At 29.5% G+C, this 17348-nt stretch carries 15 protein-coding genes and 1 riboswitch; all 15 genes read left to right on the forward strand.

Annotated elements, in window-relative coordinates; all coding sequences use genetic code 11:
* The first annotated feature begins 3 nt into the window (after positions 1 to 3).
* The 15 genes from IR151_RS10940 to tsaD all read left to right on the forward strand — a co-directional run bounded on the left by IR151_RS10940 (position 4) and on the right by tsaD (position 17087).
* Positions 4 to 522: a GrdB-related putative oxidoreductase gene (locus IR151_RS10940; protein ID WP_227434555.1), complete on the forward strand. Its 519-nt coding sequence runs from the start codon at positions 4 to 6 to the stop codon at positions 520 to 522.
* A gap of 93 nt (positions 523 to 615) precedes the next feature.
* Positions 616 to 1575, forward strand: coding sequence for a N(4)-(beta-N-acetylglucosaminyl)-L-asparaginase (locus tag IR151_RS10945; RefSeq protein ID WP_227434556.1), 960 nt, complete (start codon positions 616 to 618; stop codon positions 1573 to 1575).
* 53 nt (positions 1576 to 1628) lie between these two features.
* Positions 1629 to 2681 carry a Sapep family Mn(2+)-dependent dipeptidase gene (locus IR151_RS10950; RefSeq protein ID WP_227434557.1) on the forward strand — a complete coding sequence of 351 codons (1053 nt, stop codon included), beginning with the start codon at positions 1629 to 1631 and terminating at the stop codon, positions 2679 to 2681.
* A gap of 2 nt (positions 2682 to 2683) precedes the next feature.
* The gene (locus IR151_RS10955) at positions 2684 to 3358 is read left to right on the forward strand and encodes a copper homeostasis protein CutC (RefSeq protein ID WP_227434558.1); all 675 of its coding nucleotides are present in this window, start codon (positions 2684 to 2686) and stop codon (positions 3356 to 3358) included.
* A 564-nt stretch (positions 3359 to 3922) separates the two neighbouring features.
* Positions 3923 to 4474, forward strand: a complete 552-nt coding sequence (hpf, locus tag IR151_RS10960) for a ribosome hibernation-promoting factor, HPF/YfiA family (RefSeq protein ID WP_227434559.1) — start codon at positions 3923 to 3925, stop codon at positions 4472 to 4474.
* Positions 4475 to 4605: 131 nt separating this feature from the next.
* Positions 4606 to 7281 (forward strand): preprotein translocase subunit SecA, encoded by a 2676-nt coding sequence (gene secA, locus IR151_RS10965; RefSeq protein ID WP_227434560.1) that lies wholly within the window; start codon positions 4606 to 4608, stop codon positions 7279 to 7281.
* Between the two features lie 14 nt (positions 7282 to 7295).
* A protein-coding gene (prfB, locus tag IR151_RS10970) for a peptide chain release factor 2 (protein WP_227434561.1) occupies positions 7296 to 8403 on the forward strand; the annotation gives its coding sequence in 2 pieces (ribosomal slippage) (positions 7296 to 7370 and positions 7372 to 8403; 1107 coding nt in all).
* Between the two features lie 146 nt (positions 8404 to 8549).
* Positions 8550 to 10691: a Tex family protein gene (locus IR151_RS10975; protein ID WP_227434562.1), complete on the forward strand. Its 2142-nt coding sequence runs from the start codon at positions 8550 to 8552 to the stop codon at positions 10689 to 10691.
* 147 nt (positions 10692 to 10838) lie between these two features.
* Positions 10839 to 12005: an amidohydrolase gene (locus IR151_RS10980; RefSeq protein ID WP_227434563.1), complete on the forward strand. Its 1167-nt coding sequence runs from the start codon at positions 10839 to 10841 to the stop codon at positions 12003 to 12005.
* Between the two features lie 59 nt (positions 12006 to 12064).
* A riboswitch (FMN riboswitch) is annotated at positions 12065 to 12182 on the forward strand.
* Between the two features lie 125 nt (positions 12183 to 12307).
* Positions 12308 to 12913, forward strand: a complete 606-nt coding sequence (locus IR151_RS10985) for an ECF transporter S component (RefSeq protein ID WP_227434564.1) — start codon at positions 12308 to 12310, stop codon at positions 12911 to 12913.
* Between the two features lie 336 nt (positions 12914 to 13249).
* Positions 13250 to 14290, forward strand: coding sequence for a DUF4116 domain-containing protein (locus IR151_RS10990; RefSeq protein ID WP_227434565.1), 1041 nt, complete (start codon positions 13250 to 13252; stop codon positions 14288 to 14290).
* Between the two features lie 140 nt (positions 14291 to 14430).
* Positions 14431 to 14883: a tRNA (adenosine(37)-N6)-threonylcarbamoyltransferase complex ATPase subunit type 1 TsaE gene (gene tsaE / locus IR151_RS10995; protein WP_227434566.1), complete on the forward strand. Its 453-nt coding sequence runs from the start codon at positions 14431 to 14433 to the stop codon at positions 14881 to 14883.
* Positions 14883 to 15599, forward strand: a complete 717-nt coding sequence (tsaB, locus tag IR151_RS11000) for a tRNA (adenosine(37)-N6)-threonylcarbamoyltransferase complex dimerization subunit type 1 TsaB (RefSeq protein ID WP_227434567.1) — start codon at positions 14883 to 14885, stop codon at positions 15597 to 15599. Before tsaE ends, tsaB begins: the two co-directional genes overlap by 1 nt.
* Positions 15589 to 16065 (forward strand): ribosomal protein S18-alanine N-acetyltransferase, encoded by a 477-nt coding sequence (rimI, locus tag IR151_RS11005; RefSeq protein ID WP_227434568.1) that lies wholly within the window; start codon positions 15589 to 15591, stop codon positions 16063 to 16065. The genes tsaB and rimI overlap by 11 nt, the downstream gene beginning before the upstream one ends.
* 5 nt (positions 16066 to 16070) lie before the next feature.
* The gene (gene tsaD, locus IR151_RS11010; RefSeq protein WP_227434569.1) at positions 16071 to 17087 is read left to right on the forward strand and encodes a tRNA (adenosine(37)-N6)-threonylcarbamoyltransferase complex transferase subunit TsaD; all 1017 of its coding nucleotides are present in this window, start codon (positions 16071 to 16073) and stop codon (positions 17085 to 17087) included.
* Positions 17088 to 17348: the final 261 nt, after the last annotated feature.

A 17348-nucleotide genomic window follows, 5' to 3' on the forward strand; every position in this document is an offset into this window, starting at 1 on the left:
ATTATGAAGAAAATAGTTATGATATTGGATCAAATACAAGCAGGTGCAGGTGGGAAAGAAAAAAGCAATATACCTCCTGCTGGAAAATCAAGTCCATTAGGTCCAGGTGTAATGATGGAACCATTTTTAAAAGAATCTAAAGTAATAGCGACACTTTTCTGTGGGGATGAATTTTTTATAAACAATGAAGAAGAAGTGACAAATAAAATGATAGCTATGGTTAAAAAGTTAAATCCTGATGTAGTAATTTGTGGACCAAGTTTTAACTATGAAAATTTTTCTAAGATGTCAGCAATATTATCTAAAAATATAAATAATAAAACAGATATACCAGCTTTTGCAGCTATGTCAGAAGAAAATACATACGTAATAAACGAATACAAAAATGATATATGTATAGTTAAGACACCTAAAAAAGGTGGAATTGGTCTTAATGATTCACTAAACAATATATGTAAATTAGCAAATTCAATAGCAAATAAAGAAGACATAACTTTAATGAAAGAAGAATTTTGTTATTAATTAACACTTTACTAGGGGACAGGTTTAAGTAAAATATTATTTACATTAAAGTATGTGGATAGAGTTTCTATAATTAAGGAGGGATTTTCTGATATGTGGGGAATGATAGCAACATGGAGAATGGCTATAGAAGGAATCACTGAAGCATCAGAACATTTAGAAAAAGGAATGGAAGCAGGAGATGCTGTAGAACTTGCTGTAAGAAGAGTCGAAGATTATCCATTCTATAAATCGGTTGGATATGGAGGACTTCCAAATGAAAATTGTGAAGTAGAACTTGATGCTGCATTTATGGATGGAAACACACTAGATATAGGAGCAGTTGCAGGTATAAGAGATTATTCTAACCCTGTCAGCATAGCTAGAAAACTAAGTTATGAGAAAGTGAATAATTTCTTAGTTGGAATCGGAGCTGAAGAATATGCCCATAAAAATGGATTTGAAAGAAAAAATATGTTAACAGATAGAGCGAAACTACATTATAAGAAGAGAAAAAAAGAAACTTTAGATAAAGGATTAAGCCCATATGCTGGTCATGATACTGTTGGGATGATATCTTTAGATAGAGATGGAAAGATGTGTGCAGCAACCTCAACAAGTGGTCTATTTATGAAGAAAAGAGGTAGAATAGGAGATTCTGCACTATCTGGTTCAGGGTTTTTCGTTGATAGTAACATAGGAGGGGCTACAGCTACTGGTCTTGGAGAAGATTTGATGAAAGGGTGTATATCATATGAGATAGTTAGACTTATGAAAGAAGGAAAACATCCACAAGAGGCATGTGATATAGCAGTAAATGAGTTAGATGAACAACTTATCAAAAGACGAGGAAAAGCTGGAGACTTATCATTAGTTGCTATGAATAATAAAGGAGAATGGGGAGTAGCTACAAACATAGCTGACTTTACATTCTCAGTAGCTACTAAAGCAGAAGAACCTACAGTGTATATATCAAATAGAATAGATGGTAAAACTATACATAAGGTTGTGTCAAACGAGTGGATGGAAGCATATGAAGCTAGGATAAAGGCTCCAATAGAAATGAGTGAATAAAGTTTGTATTTATGCAGCAAAGTAGAGTCTTTAATATTTAAAAGGAGATTTTTATGAATATTATAAACAATAAAGTAGACGAGATAAAAGAACATTTATTAAGTGATATTGTAGATATTGTAAAAATACCTAGCGTTGAAGGGGAGTCAGAAAATGACTTCCCTTTTGGCGAAAAGGTAGGAAAAGCACTCAATAAAGCACTAGAAATTTCAAGAAAATTAGGCTTTAAAGTTAGAAACTTAGACAATTATATTGGTTATGCAGAATATGGAGATAGCGAAGATTATATCTGTGTAATTGGCCACGTAGATGTAGTACATGAAGGGGAAAATTGGATATATCAACCTTATGGAGGAGAAATATATAATGGAAAAATCTATGGTAGAGGGGTATTAGATAATAAAGGACCTATAATGTGTGCTTTATATGGATTATATGTTATTAAGGAATTAGGTTTAAAGTTAGATAAAAAAGTTAGGATAATTTTTGGCACAAATGAAGAAAGTGGATTTAAAGATATACCATATTATTTAAAAAATGAAAAACCTCCTATAATGGGGTTCACACCAGATTGCAAATATCCTGTTGTATATGGTGAAAAAGGTATGGCGAAAATTATAATCAAAAATAACTGTAACTATAAGGAAGATACATTTTTAAGCTTTATAGAAAATATGTCTGAAAAGGTGATTGTCACAAATAAAGAGTTACATAAAGAGAATAGTTACATAATACTTGAGATAAAGGTAAAATATGAATTTAGTTATAAACTAGAAGATGTCTTAGATGAAATAAAATCTAATTTTCCCAATGATACAGAGATAGAAGTAATTTCTAATTTTAACCCTGTATATTTTGATAAGGATAGTAAGCTTGTTAAAAAACTTCAAATAGCTTATGAAAGAGTAACATCATTAGATGGTACTCCAGTAACAACTAATGGAGGTACATATGCAAAAGTAATGCCAAATATAGTTCCATTTGGACCTTCGTTTCCAGGACAAAAAGGAATAGCACATAATCCTGACGAATATATGGATATAGATGATATAATCTTAAATGCAAAGATATTTTCAAATGCAATATATGAATTAGCAAAGGAGTAGTTATGCTAGAGATAATAGGAATGACAGTAGAAGACGCTAAGATTATAGAAGATTGTGGCGCAGATAGAATAGAATTAGTTAGTGCTTTAACTGAAGGAGGGCTAACACCAAGTTTTGGACTTATAGAAAGTGTTGTTAACAGTGTAAAGATACCTGTGAACGTAATGATAAGACCACATGCTAAAAGCTTTGTATATAGTAAAGAAGACATAAATATAATGTTAAAAGATATAAATACAGTCAAAAAGATTGGAGCTAATGGAGTTGTATTTGGAATGTTAGACAAGAATAATAATATAGATGAAGAAAATTTAAATTTTTTGTTGCAATATTGCGATAATCTTGATGTTACATTTCATAGAGCAATAGATGAATCAAATACAATAGAAAGTGTTAATCTTTTAAAGAATTATGACAGAATTACAAATATATTAACGTCAGGGGGAAAGGGAAGTATAAGAGAGAATATAAAAATTATAAAAGATATGATGCTTAACTCTAATAATATAAAAATTCTTTTAGGTGGAGGTCTTAATTTTAATAATATAGTTGAAATAAAGGGAGTAACTAAGGCAAATAATTTTCATTTTGGTACAGCTGTTAGAATAGATAAAAATCCATTTGAAGATATAGACAGACAAAAGCTAAAACAATTAGTGGATATAATCTCGAAATAATATAAACATATATAATTTATATAACTTATTAGATTAAATAAAGAGTGTTAGTCAATTGTAGTTTGGGTATATGAATATTATGAGTATTGATTAAGAAATTATTGTTATGATGCTTTACTACTTTTAGATAATTTTGAAGTTAAACTAAATAGTGAAAGAAAAAATGAAATATGGAGGTTTTAGAAGGTGGATAACTATGAAAAATTTATAAAAGTTAAGTAACATATAATACATATAATTTCCTAAAATTACCACTTTATGACATGAATTCACATATTAATAAACAATTATTGGAGATATTTGTGGATAGAAAGGATAATAAAAATAGCTTTAAATACACAGGAACAAGAGTTATTAACAGTTTTATCCACATTATCCACAGGGTATTGTTATAATATTAATCCACATAAGCATTAAGGTGATTAAAAATGAAAAATAATTCTATCAATTGAATAGAAAAAATCACAAAAGTTAATAATAAAAGAAGGATTATGAGATTTCGTGTAGAATATATTATTAAGTATAAATTTTCTTATACTGGCATAATTGAAGGGAGATGTACTTATGAACATAATTATATCTGGAAAACAAATCGAATTAACTGATGCAATAAAAAATAAAATCGAAAGCAAGTTAAGTAAGTTAGATAATTACATTCATCCAGACACTGATGTAAAGGTTACAGTAAGTGCTAAAAAAACAAGACAAAAAATAGAAGTAACAATAGCTACTGTAAATGGTCCTATAATTAGAGCAGAAGATATGCAGGAGAATTTATACACAGCTATAGATGTTGTATATGATAAATTAAGCAAACAATTAAAAAAATATAAAAAGAGATTACAAGATAAGCATCAAGACAATAAGAGTATAAGATTCCAAGATGCAGAGATAAATCTAGCAGATGAACAAGAAGATTATGAAGATGAAAATCAAGATATAGTAATTCAAAGACGTAAGAAATTTAGTGTTAAGCCAATGAGCGAAGAAGAAGCTGTATTACAAATGGAATTAGTAGGACATGATTTCTATATGTTCAAGAATATAGATTCAGATGAAATAGCTGTAGTTTATAAACGTCATAATGGCGGATATGGTATAATAGAACATGAATAAAGCAATTTAGATTTAATCATATTAGCTATCGATAAATTATTTATCGATAGCTTTTTAAATTAATATTAAAAGTATAGTTTTTATGGTAAAATGAATAATAGTACAATAAAGAACGAGGAGAGATGTAAAATATGAGCTTTATGGATAGTTTATTCAACATGGCAGATAAAAAAGAATTGAAAAAGTTCAATAAGACTGTTGATATAATAGATTCATTAGAACCTAAATTTGAATCTATGGCAGACTCGGAACTTAAAAATATGACAAATACATTTAAAGAAAGATTAGAAAATGGAGAAAGTATAGATGATATACTTCCAGAAGCATTTGCAGTAGTCAGAGAGACTTCTAAAAGAGTATTAGGTCTTAGACACTACAGAGTTCAAATGATTGGAGGTATAGTATTACATCAAGGAAGAATAGCTGAGATGAAAACAGGTGAAGGTAAAACTTTGGTTGCAACTGCTCCTGTTTATTTGAATGCTCTTACTGGAAAAGGTGTACATGTTGTAACGGTAAATGATTATCTTGCAAAACGTGATAGAGACCAAATGGCAAAAGTTTATGAGTTTTTAGGAATGAGTGTAGGTGTTATTGTACATGGTCAAAATCCAAAAGTTAGAAAAGAACAATATGATTGTGATATAACTTATGGTACAAATAATGAATATGGATTTGACTACTTAAAAGACAATATGGTAATACACAAAGAGCAAAGAGTTCAAAGAGGATTAAATTATGCGATAGTGGATGAGGTCGACTCTATACTTATAGATGAGGCTAGAACACCACTTATTATATCTGGGCCTGGAGATAAATCAACTCACCTATATTCAGATGCAAATACATTTGTGTTAACTTTAAAACCTGATGACTATGAATTAGAAGAAAAAGATAAGGCTGTATCTCTAACAGCATCAGGTATACAAAAAGCAGAAGTATATTTTAATGTTGATAATATAACAGATATATCTCATACAGAGTTATATCACCATATAAATCAGGCTTTAAGGGCACATGTAATAATGAAAAAAGATGTTGATTATGTTGCTAAAGATGGAGAAATAGTAATAGTTGATGAGTTTACTGGTAGACTTATGTTTGGTAGAAGATATTCAGAAGGCTTGCATCAAGCAATAGAAGCAAAAGAAGGTCTTAAAATACAGAGAGAATCTAAAACACTAGCTACTGTAACATTCCAAAATTACTTTAGAATGTATAAAAAACTTTCAGGTATGACTGGTACAGCAAAAACAGAAGAAGAAGAGTTTAAAGCAATATATAAAATGGATGTCTTCCAAGTGCCTACTAATAAGCTTATGGTAAGAGAAGACTTGCCAGATTGTGTATATAAAAGTGAGATAGGTAAATTTAATGCTGTAGCTGAAGAAATAATTGAAAGACATAAAGTTAATCAACCAATACTTGTAGGTACAGTTTCGATAGAAAAGTCAGAATTACTATCACAAATATTAAAGAAAAAAGGTATTAGACATGAAGTATTAAATGCTAAACACCATGATAAAGAAGCAGAAATAATAGCTCAAGCAGGTAGACTTGGAGCTGTTACAATAGCTACTAACATGGCTGGTCGTGGTACTGATATAGTTTTAGGTGGGAATCCAGATTTCTTAACTAAGAGAGAAATGAGAAGAAATGGATTTAAAGAAGATGTAGTAAATAGAGTTGATACTCCAATAGAAGGAATACCTGTAGCAGGAAATGAAATTTTATTTGAAGCTAGAGCAGAGTACGAAAGATTATATAAACAATTTAAGCAACAAACAGAAGACGAACAAAAACAAGTAGTAGAAGCAGGTGGACTTGCTATAATTGGTACAGAAAGACATGAATCTCGAAGAATAGATAACCAGTTAAGAGGTCGTGCTGGTCGTCAAGGTGACCCAGGTAGCTCAAGATTTTATATAGGTCTTGATGATGACCTTATGAGATTGTTTGGAAGCGATAGAATATCTGGAATCGTAAATAAAATAGGTCTTGAAGAAGACATGCCTATAGAACATAGAATCTTATCTAAGTCTATTGAAGGTGCACAAAAGAAAGTCGAAGGTAAAAACTTTGGAATAAGAAAACATGTACTTCAATATGATGATGTTATGAATAAGCAAAGAGAAATAATATATGCAGAGAGAAAACGTGTATTAGAAGGTGAAGATTTACAAGAGCAAGTACAATCAATGACTCATTCTATAATAGAAGAATCAGTGACTCTTTATACAAAAGATAAAGGATTTGATGAAGAAGGATTTAAGGAACATATGTATAATCTGTTCTTACCAAAAGGTAGTATAGAAATCCCAGAGATAGAAAAGCTTAATCCAGTTGAAATAACAGAAAAAGTTTATGAAATAGCTATGAAGATATATACTGCAAAAGAAGAACAAATAGGTTATGAAAGAATGAGAGAAGTTGAGAGAGTTATCTTACTTCAAGCTGTTGATAATCATTGGATAGACCATATAGATGCAATGGATCAATTACGTCAAGGTATAGGGCTTCGTGCTGTAGGTCAACAAGACCCAGTTATTGCTTATAAAATGGAAGGTTTTGATATGTTTGATGAGATGAATAAACATATCAAAGAAGATACTGTAAGATATTTATTTAATATAACAATAGAGGCTCCAGTAGAAAGAAAAGCAGTTGTAGATGTTGAAAATCTAACTTCTCCCTCAGATGGAACTCTTCCAACAAGTAAAACTATTAAAAAAGATGAAAAAGTTGGAAGAAATGATTTATGTCCTTGTGGAAGTGGTAAGAAATATAAAAACTGTTGTGGAAGATAGTTTTGGAGGATTAAATGTTAAAGATACAAGAGTATAGACATAGTGTGGAGCAAATAGCTTCAAATTTAGAAGAATTGAGGGTTTCTCTTTGACGTAGCTTCATTGATGGAAAAGATAAAAATTAATGAAGAGAAGATAAATAAACAAGATTTTTGGAATGACAATGAAGTAGCGCAAAAAGTACTTCAAGAAAACAAAGCTTTAAAAGAAACCATAGATGAATATGAAAGTCTAAAAAACTTATTAGAAGATGTAGAAGTATTGATTGAAATAGGCCTAGAAGAAGAGGATGATTCTGTTGAAAAGGATATAGAAATGTCTATAGAATCAATAGAAGAAAAATTATCTGAGATGAAAATAAAAACTCTTTTAAATGGCGAGTATGATAAAAATAATGCTATATTATCTATAAATGCTGGAACTGGGGGTCTAGACGCTCAAGATTGGGCTCAGATGCTTTTAAGAATGTATATAAGATGGGCAGAAGGTAAGGGTTATAAAGTTAAGCTTTTAGATATAATATCAGACCCTGAAGCGGGAATAAAGACAGCTACAATTCTTGTAGAAGGAACCAACACTTATGGATATTTAAAAAGTGAAAAAGGGGTTCATAGATTGGTAAGAATATCTCCATTTGACCCATCAGGAAAGAGACATACTTCATTTGCTTCTATAGATGTAACACCAGAGTTAGATGAAAATATAGAAGTAGAAATTAATTCATCAGATTTGAAGATAGACACATATAGAGCGTCTGGTGCTGGAGGACAACATGTAAACACAACTGATTCAGCTGTTAGAATAACACATATTCCTACTGGTGTAGTGGTTCAGTGTCAAAATGAAAGGTCTCAACATTTAAATAAAGATAGAGCTATGAGACTTTTGATGGCAAAATTGATAGAGTTAAAAGAATTAGAGCAAAAGGAAAAAATAGAAGATATACAAGGCAAATACTCACAAATAACGTGGGGTAGCCAAATTAGGTCCTATGTTTTCCAACCATATAAGTTAGTCAAAGACCATAGGACAAATGCTGAGTTTGGAAATGTAGATAGTGTGATGAATGGGAATATAGACTTGTTTATCAACGAATACTTAAAAATGAATAAGACAGTTTAATAAACAATGTACAGTAATTAAGATAGATATATAAGAAGGTTAGTGCTTACTATGCACTTTACAGCACTTAGGCTGAGGACTACAACCCTCAGCCTTCGTTCTGTTTGTTATACTTATGAAAAAACTAACATTAGGAGTGAAAAAAATTGGATATAAATCAAATCTTAAAAAATGAATTTAATCTCAAAGATGAACAAATAAATAATACACTAAAGCTTATTGATGAAGGAAATACAATACCATTTATAGCTAGATACAGAAAAGAAATGACTGGTGAGATGAGTGATGTCACATTAAGAGAATTCTATGAAAAATTGATGTATCTAAGAAACCTTCAAAGTAGAAAAGATGATGTAGTTAGATTAATAGATGAACAAGGAAAATTAACAGATGAGATAACACAAAATATAGAAAAAGCAAAAACACTACAAGAAGTAGAAGATATATATGCTCCATATAAACAAAAGAAAAGAACTAGAGCAACAATAGCAAAAGAAAAAGGGTTAGAAAATCTAGCAGTATCAATACTAAAGAGTAATCTAGATAATATAGATTTAGAGGCGAAGAGTTATATAAATGAAGAAAAAGAAGTAACTTCTGTTGAGGATGCCTTAAAAGGTGCAAGAGATATAATTGCAGAAACAGTTTCAGATGATGCGAAGATTAGAAAATACATAAGAGAGCTTGCTTTAAGAGAAGGAATGATAGTTAGTAAAAGTTCTACTGATGAGAAATCAGTTTATGATATGTATTATGATTATAGTGAAGCAGTGAAAAGTATGGCTCCACATAGAGTTTTAGCAATAAATAGAGGAGAAAAAGAGAATTTTTTAAAAGTCAAATTAGAAATAAATAATGATAAAGTTTTAAATTATATAGTAAATGAATATGTAAATGATAAAAACTTTAAGAATAAAGATGAAATTGTAAATTCAATAGAAGATTCATATAAAAGATTAATTTTCCCATCGATAGAAAGAGAAATAAGAAATCATCTGACAGAAATAGCTCAAGAAAGGGCTATAAGTGTATTTGGAAAAAATGTTAAAAGTTTATTACTTCAACCACCAGTTAAAGATAAAGTAGTTATGGGATTTGACCCTGCATTTAGAACTGGTTGCAAAATAGCGGTTGTAGATAAAAATGGTAAATTATTGGACTATACAACAGTATATCCGACAGACCCTCAAAATAATGTAGAAGGGGCCAAGAAGACTTTAAAAGAATTAATTGAAAAATATAATATAGACATAATTTCAATAGGAAATGGGACAGCATCAAGAGAGTCAGAAACATTTGTGTCAGAAATGATAAAAGAGATAGATAGAGACGTTCAATATGTTATAGTCAGCGAAGCTGGTGCATCAGTTTACTCAGCATCTGAACTCGCAAATGAAGAACATCCAGATATAAATGTATCAATAAGAGGAGCTATATCTATAGCGAGAAGACTACAAGACCCCTTAGCAGAACTTGTGAAAATAGACCCTAAGAGTATAGGTGTAGGCCAATATCAACATGACTTAAATAAGAAGAGATTAGAAGAAGTATTAAATGGAGTTGTTGAGGATTCCGTAAATAGTGTTGGAGTAGATTTAAATACTGCATCATATTCTCTATTAGAGCATATTGCAGGAATAAGTAAGGTTATCGCAAAAAATATAATAGCATATAGAGAAGAAAATGGAGACTTTACATCAAGAGTACAACTGAAAAAAGTAAAAAGACTTGGCCCTCAAGCATTTACTCAATGTGCTGGATTTATGAGAATCTTAGATGGAAAGAATCCTCTAGATAATACAGGTGTACATCCTGAAAGTTATGATATATGCAAAAAAATGATTGAAATAATAGGATATTCTCTGGATGATGTAAAAAATAAAAATATAGAAGAAATAGATGAAAAAGTTAAGGAAATTGGTTTAAGAGAATTAAGTGAAAAATTGGAAGTAGGCCAAGTTACTTTAAGAGATATCATAGCTGAGATTAAAAAACCAGGAAGAGACCCAAGAGAAGAAGGAATAAAGCCTATACTTAGAACTGATGTCCTAAAAATTGAAGATATACAAGAAGGGATGTCTTTAAAAGGTACAATAAGAAATGTTGTAGATTTTGGAGCATTTGTAGATATTGGAATAAAAAATGATGGGCTAGTTCATAAATCAGAAATGAGTAATAGCTTTGTAAAAGACCCTATGAGTATTGTTACAGTAGGTGATATAGTAGATGTAAAGGTAATTGGAATTGATTTAAATAAAAAAAGAGTTGCATTATCAATGAAAAAATAGGTTAATTTATGTTTAGTTATGATACTTATGTGTAACAATTATAAATGTAAGTAGCATAATAAAAAATTTAAGAAATTATGAAATGAGACTGTAAAGAGATAATATTTAAAATAGTTAGTATAGTATTGAAAATCAGGAGGAAAATGAATGGTTTTTATAAAAAATGGTAATATAAATACCATAACAAATGGAATAATTCAGGGAGATATACTTATAGACCAAGGAAAAATAATAGAGATAGGAAAAGACTTAATAGCACCTTTAGATGTAGAGGTGATAGATGCAAGTGGTAAATTTGTGTTTCCAGGGTTTATAGATGCCCATACTCATTTAGGATTGTGGGAAGATGGTATAGGATTTGAAGGAGCAGATGGAAATGAAGAAACTGACCCAATAACACCACAATTAAATCCTATAGATGGGATTAATCCAATGGACAGAACATTTAAAGAAGCTTTTGAAGGTGGTATAACTTCTGTATGTACAACTCCTGGAAGTGCAAATGTTATGGGAGGTCAATGTATAGCTATAAAGACCTATGGGAAAAGAATTGATAAAATGGTAATAAAAAATCCAGTAGCATCTAAAATAGCCTTTGGAGAAAATCCAAAAAGCTGTTATGGTCAAGATGATAAATCTCCACAAACTAGAATGGCAATAGCTTCATTACTTAGAGAGAATCTTAAAAAAGCAGAAGAATATTTAGAGGAAGTCGACCTGTATGAAAGTCATGATGATGAAGATTGTGAAAAACCTGAATATGATGTAAAAATGGAAAGTTTAATACCCGTTTTAAGAGGAGAAATTCCTTTTAAAGCACATGCCCATAGAGCTGATGATATGTTCACAGCCATAAGGATTGCAAAAGAGTTTAATTTAAAGCTTACATTAGACCATTGTACAGAAGGTCATCTTATAGTGGAGGAGCTATTGGAAGAAGGATTTCCTGTAATAGTAGGGCCATCATTATCAGAAAGGTCTAAATTTGAACTTAGAAATTTAACGTTTAATACAGCTGGAATACTTTCAAATGCAGGACTTGATGTATGTATAATGACAGACCATCCAGTAATACCAGTTCAATATCTTCCAATATGTGCAGGGATAGCAGTTAAGCATGGAATGAAAGAAGAAAAAGCAATAGAATCCATTACAATAAATCCAGCTAAGACTCTAGGAATTGAAGATAGAGTAGGTTCTATAGAAGTTGGTAAAGATGCAGATATAGTAATTTGGGATAATTCTCCACTAGAGATTCAAAGTAATGTACTTTACACTATAATAAATGGGAAAGTAGTGTATGAAAAAAAATAACTTGACAATTATTAAAAAATTAACTAATATAAGAGTGTAAGGAAAATTAAAAAATCAAAGAAGATCTTCGGGGCAGGGTGAGATTCCCTACCGGCGGTATAGCCCGCGAACTACTTATGTGGTTGATTTGGTGAAATTCCAAAGCCGACAGTAAAGTCTGGATGAGAGAAGATATTTATGGAATATAAATAAGTTTATTTTAGTTTGTTTAAACTATATCCATAAAAACTCGAAGATAAGGTCTTCGAGTTTTTTGTTTTTCCTAAAAAAATATAAATATATTTATTAGGAGGATAATAATTATGCAAAGTACAGCAAAAAGAAGTAATATGATTTCAACAAGAACTTTAGTAGTAATGTCAATTTTATCAGCAATATCTTATTTACTAATGTTTATTCAAGCACCAATACCAGGTATATTTCCAGATTTCTTAAAAATTGACTTATCAGATATTCCAGCAATATTTGGAGGGATGTCTTTAGGACCATTAGTTGGATTTGGAATAGTTGTAGTAAAAAATATACTACAAGCGATTACAGCAACAACAACTGGAGGAGTAGGAGAGTTTGCAAATATATTAATTGGTGGTTCTTATGTAATGATACTTTGTTATTCATATAAGAAAAGTAAAGATTTAAAAGGCATATTAATTGGATTTGTATTAGGAACAATAGCTATGACTATAATTGGCTCAGTGTTAAATTACTTTGTAATGTTACCACTTTATGGTCAATTTATGGGACTAGATGCTATAATAGGGTTAGGTTCAGCTATAAATCCTAAGATTCATGACCTATTTACTTTTGTAATTTGGATGATAGCTCCATTTAATGTACTAAAAGCTGTGATAATATCTTTAGTAACATTACCACTTTATAAAAAAATGGGAAATGTAATAAAAAAATAATCAGACAAGAAAATATAAAATTTTAAAATTAAATATATTGGAAAGCCATAATTTATTTATAACTTCAGTCTCATGTTGTGATTGATGTATTAAATACATTATGGCTTTATTAATTTATCAAAAAATGTATTTAAAATAAGAAATATTTAGACAGATTTAATTTTTAAAATAAAGGAAGAATTAAAACGATTAACTATTAAAATACTAAAAAGGTATCTACAATATGCAGAGCGAATTCATAATAGACAAAAAATAAAGTTATTATTAAGAATAAATAATGTTTTGAATTGTAATTCTTAATAATAACTAATTTAATGATGATAGGAGAGTAGATTTATGAAAGTATGTAAAAAAATGAAAAAAGTATTTTTAGACGATAAAGGGTATTATTTTAATAGTGATTGGGAAAATATTCATATAGGCATTGATAGTAAAATGTTAGGAGATTCTTTAAAGTATATTACGAATGAATATATTGAAAATATGGAAAGAGTGAAGTATGACTATCATGAATTAGAAAATATAAATAATCAAACAGATGGTATGTGTATTTTAGCTATAAGACAGAATTATAAAGCTTTGAAGTATGTAAAAGAGCAAACAGAAGAATTATGTTTAGAAGCTATAAGGTACAATTATAGAGCACTTGAATATGTAAAAGAACAAACTGAGTATATATGCCTTGAAGCAATAAAAAAGGATTGTAATGCACTTAAGTATGTAAGAAATCAAACAGAAGAACTTATTATAAAAGCAATAAGATGTTCTTCTAATATAGATGTTGTAAGTATATTAAAAGCTTTAGAGGTTCAAACAAGAAAAATATGTTTAGAAGCAATTAAAAAAGATGGCAGGTGTCTTGCATATGTTAGAGAACAAAGTGAAGAATTATGTATAGAAGCAATAAAACGAAACTATAAAGCACTTAAATATGTACAAAACCAAACAGAAAAAATGTGTATTGAAGCTGTAAGTCAAAATGGTATGGCATTACAATATGTAAATCAGCAGACAGAAAGAATATGTTTAGAAGCAGTTAAACAAGATGGAAGAAGCCTACAATTTGTTAATAATAAGACAGAAGAAACATGTATAAGAGCTATAAGATACTTGGATAAAAAGTACAATATTAAAGATGTACTAAATTACATAGATAACTATACAGAAGAGATATGTACAGAGATTGTAAGACAAAATGGAAAGATGCTTATGTATATAAAGAATCAAACAGAAAAAATGTGCATTGAAGCAGTAAAAGAAAATTATAAATCTCTCAAGTATGTAAAAGAGCAATCAGAGGAAATATGTAAAGAAGCCCTGAAACAAAATTGTAAGGCAAAAGAATATGTAAGGATTGCTATTGATGATTATATATAAGTTTTAATAGAATCATCAATATTGAAAGATAAACAAAAAAGATAAATAGAAGTACTTTATAATAGTTGGGGCTTATACTATAATTAATTAAGCAGTGATATAAATTCACACGACGATTATATCAAGATGGAGATGAATTAATGGCAAAAATATATTTAGAAAATGAAAGTAAAACTAGAGAAATAGGATATAAATTAGGTAAATTATTAAAAGAAGGTAGTGTAATTTGTTTAGTGGGGGATTTAGGAGCTGGAAAGACCACAATGACACAAAGCTTAGCAGACTCATTAGGTATAAATGATTATATAACAAGCCCAACTTTTACTATAATAAACGAATATGAAGGAAAAATACCTTTGTATCATTTTGATGTTTATAGAATTGGTAGTAGTGATGAAATGTATGATATTGGATATGATGAATATATAAATTCAAATGGAATCTGTATAATTGAATGGGGTAATTTAATAGAAGATATACTTCCAAAAGAATATTTAAACATAGAATTAAGGTACAAAGATGAAGGAAGAGAAATGATATTAACTCCAAAAGGAGATTATTATAAAAGTATAGTTGAGGAGTTGATTAAATAATGAAGATATTAGGTATAGATACATCTTCTATGGCAGCAAGTGTAGCAGTTGTTGAAGATGATAATTTAATCTGTGAGTTTACAGTAAATAACAAAAAAACTCATTCACAAAAGCTTATGCCAATGATAGAAAATATGTTGGATATAAGTGATTTAAACATAAAAGAGATGGATTTGTTAGCTATATGTATAGGCCCTGGTTCATTTACAGGTCTTAGAATAGGTATGGCTACAGTAAAAGCTATAGCCCATGTAAATAATCTACCAATAATAGCAGTAAATTCTTTAGAATCTTTAGCAGGTAATATGAATTTATGTGAAAGAAAAATATGCTCTATATTAGATGCACAAAAAAATCAGGTGTATTCAGCTAAATATAAGTTTGAAGATGGAGAGTTAATAGAGTTAGATAGTGTTGATGTTGTAGAATTTGAAACTTTACTAAAGGAAATTAAATCAAGTGATGAAGAATTTATAATAGTTGGAGAAGCTGTTTATAAATATAAGGATGAGCTAGAAAACGTAAAAAATATAAAGATACCTTCACCAACTCATAATGTATCTAAAGCAGGAAGCTTATGTTCTGTAGCACTAAATAAATATAGTAAAAATATAGATGTACATACTTGTTATACAATAAACCCTATGTATATCAGAAAATCTCAGGCCGAAGTACAATATGACGAAAAAATGAAGAGGATAAATAATGAAAGATAATACAAAACAAATAATAGATGATGTAAAAATAGAAGAAATGACTATTAAAGATATAGATGAAGTTTTTGAAGTGGAAAAAAATTGTTTTGAAGATTATTGGTCAAAAGAATCTTTTAGAAAAGAGTTATCTAATGAAGTAGCAAAGTATATAGTAGCAAAACTAGATGGAAAAGTAGTTGGATATGTTGGAATTTGGCTTATACTTGATGAAGGTCATATAAATAATGTGGCTGTTCATAGTGACTATAGAGGCAAAAAAATAGGAGATAAGTTAATAAAAAGATTAGTTGATTTATGTAAAGATAATAATATTGCGTCTATGACATTAGAAGTTAGAGCATCAAATAAAATAGCACAAAATCTATATAGAAAATATGGATTTAAAATTGGTGGAATCAGAAAAGAATACTATAATGATAACAAAGAAGATGCAATTATAATGTGGAATCAATTAAAAGAGGTGTAGAGTTTATGGGTGATATAATAACATTAGCTATAGAGAGTAGCTGTGATGAAACAGCTGCATCAGTTTTAAAAAATGGTAGAGAAGTACTTTCAAACATAATCTCTACTCAAATAGAAACACATAAAAAGTTTGGCGGAGTAGTACCAGAGGTGGCTTCAAGAAAACACGTTGAAAATATTGATATAGTTGTTCAAGAAGCTTTAGATGGGGCAAATATAGGATTTAATGATATAGACCACATTGCAGTTACATATGGCCCAGGACTAGTAGGGGCTTTATTAGTAGGATTATCTTATGCTAAAGCACTTGCATATACATTGGATATTCCTCTTGTAGGAGTAAATCATATTGAAGGACATCTAAGTGCAAACTATATAGAGCATAAAGATTTAAAACCTCCTTTTATAACATTAATAGTATCTGGAGGTCATACTCACTTAGTAGAAGTTAAAGATTATGGTAAATATGAAATTTTAGGAAAGACTAGAGATGATGCATCTGGAGAAGCCTTTGATAAGATTTCAAGGGCTATGAATTTGGGGTATCCAGGAGGACCTATTATTGATAATTTAGCTAAAAAAGGGAATAAGCATGCTATAGAATTTCCAAGAGCTTATTTAGAAGATGATAGCTATGACTTTAGTTTTAGTGGTCTAAAATCTTCTGTATTAAATTATTTAAATGGAAAAAGGATGAAAAACGAAGAAATAGTAGTTGAAGATGTTGCTGCATCTTTTCAAGAAGCAGTAGTTGAAGTTTTAGCTACTAAAGCATTAAAAGCGACAAAAGATAAAGGTTATGATGTTATAACTCTTTCTGGTGGAGTTGCTTCCAACTCTGGTCTTAGAGCTAAAATAACAGAACTTGCAAAAGAGAGTGGAATTATAGTTAAATATCCTCCTTTAATTTTATGTACAGATAATGCTGCTATGATAGGTTGCGCAGGATATTATAATTTTATAAACAATAAAACACATGATATGAGTCTGAATGCAGTTCCGAATCTTAAGATAAACCAGTAATATAAACTAAGTTTAAAAATATATTGATCAAGTATTTTTATAAAATTAAATATAGTATATGTTAAAGCTTAAAACAAGACAATGGACAATCTTTATATTTTAATAAATCAGTAGGTTTTTAGATATTTAGATATAAGGTAAATTTATGGTCTAAAATGTTTTAAGTTTTATTTTTTTGTAGAAAGATTATTTTAGAAAGTGGGTAATAGACTCTTTTTTTCCCTTCTTAAAAAGTTTTATACTAAGTATAGAAAGTTTAAG

The sequence above is a fragment of the Clostridioides sp. ES-S-0006-03 genome (genome assembly GCF_020662275.1).
Lineage (GTDB): Bacteria > Bacillota > Clostridia > Peptostreptococcales > Peptostreptococcaceae > Clostridioides.